At 66.2% G+C, this 1549-nt stretch carries 1 protein-coding gene; it reads right to left on the bottom strand.

Annotated features, from left to right (window positions below; genetic code table 11):
- On the bottom strand, positions 1–1549 hold a 1549-nt coding region (locus ACFDSW_RS16120), incomplete at both ends, for an ATP-binding protein (protein ID WP_375251276.1).

The raw sequence follows: 1549 nt of genomic DNA, 5'->3' as shown, positions 1-1549 counted from the left end.
TCGCCTCCTCGGCGCTGGCGGCCTCGACGACGATATGCCCCGCGTCCTGCAAGGTTTCGGCCGTCGCGCCGCGGATCAGCGCATCATCCTCGACCAGCAGGATCGTCGCCGCGCGCGCTGGTGCAGCCGGCGCCGGCGCCAGATCGGACGACACCCGATCGAGCGGTGCCGTGAGCGGCGGCACGGCGGCATCGTTGCGCTGTCGCTGATTGGCCAGGACGTGACGGAATTTCCGCGCCAGCGCCTCGCGCGTGTACGGCTTTGACAGCAGCTCGACCCCGGCATCCAGCCGCCCGCCATGGACGATCGAATTCTCGGTATAGCCGCTGGTGAACAGCACCGCGATCTCGGGCATCCGCTCACGCGCCTTGCGCGCCAGTTCGGGGCTCTTGAGCGAGCCCGGCATCACCACGTCGGTGAACAGCATGTCGATCGGGATACCGCTTTCGATCACGTTGAGCGCGCTTTGCGCGTCCACCGCCTTCAGCACGCGATATCCAAGGTCCGCCAGCATCTCGACGACGGTGGCGCGCACCTCTTCGTCATCCTCGACCACCAGCACCGTCTCGGTGCCGCCGATGATCGGGCCGTTGTGCACCTCCACCTCGACGTCCTCGGCCTCCACCGCCCTCGGCAGGTACAGCCTGATCGTCGTGCCCTCGCCCGGCTCCGAATAGATCTTCACATGCCCGCCGGACTGTTTGACGAAGCCATAGACCATCGACAGCCCCAGTCCCGATCCCTTGCCCTCCGCCTTGGTGGAGAAGAACGGTTCGAACACCTTGTCCAGCACCTCGGGCGGCATGCCGCAGCCGGTGTCGCTGACCGCCAACATCACATATTGCCCCGGCGCCACCTCGTCATGGGTGCGGGCGTAATCGTCGTCGAGATGCGCATTCGCCAGTTCGATCGTCAGCTTGCCCTGCCCCGCCATCGCGTCGCGCGCGTTGATCGCGAGGTTCAGCAGCGCATTCTCGATCTGGCCGGGATCGATAAAGGTGTTCCACAAGCCGCCGCCGAAGACGGTTTCGATCTCGATCCCCTCGCCGATCGCGCGGCGCAGCATGTCATCCATGCCGCGAACGAAGCGGGTGACGTTGACCACTTTCGGCTCCAGCGCCTGCCGACGGCCGAACGCCAGGAGCTGCGCCGCCAGTTTCGATCCGCGCGCCACCCCGGCCAGCGCGTTGCCGATGCGTTTTTCGGCACGCTCGTTCCCGGCGACATCCCTCGCCAGCAATTGCAGATTGCCCGAAACGACCTGCAGCAGATTGTTGAAATCGTGCGCTACGCCCCCGGTCAGCTTGCCGACCGCCTCCATCTTCTGCGCCTGCGCCAGTTTCGCCTCGGCCTCGCGACGGGTCGCGATCTCATCGATCACGCGCGCCTCAAGCGTTTCGTTGAGGTGGCGTAGCTGCTCCTCGGCGCGTTCGCGATGGCGTACCTGCCGTTCCAGCTGCTGCGCATGATCGCGCAACGCCGCCTCGGCGGCGCGCTGATGGGTGATGTCGCTGTGTACGCCAACCCATTCGACGATCTCGCCCGCGTC

It is taken from the genome of Sphingomonas sp. (assembly GCF_042091075.1).
In the GTDB taxonomy this organism is placed as follows: domain Bacteria; phylum Pseudomonadota; class Alphaproteobacteria; order Sphingomonadales; family Sphingomonadaceae; genus Sphingomonas.
Note: the sequence above shows the minus strand (reverse complement) of the source record. Positions and strands in the feature narration are given on the sequence as shown.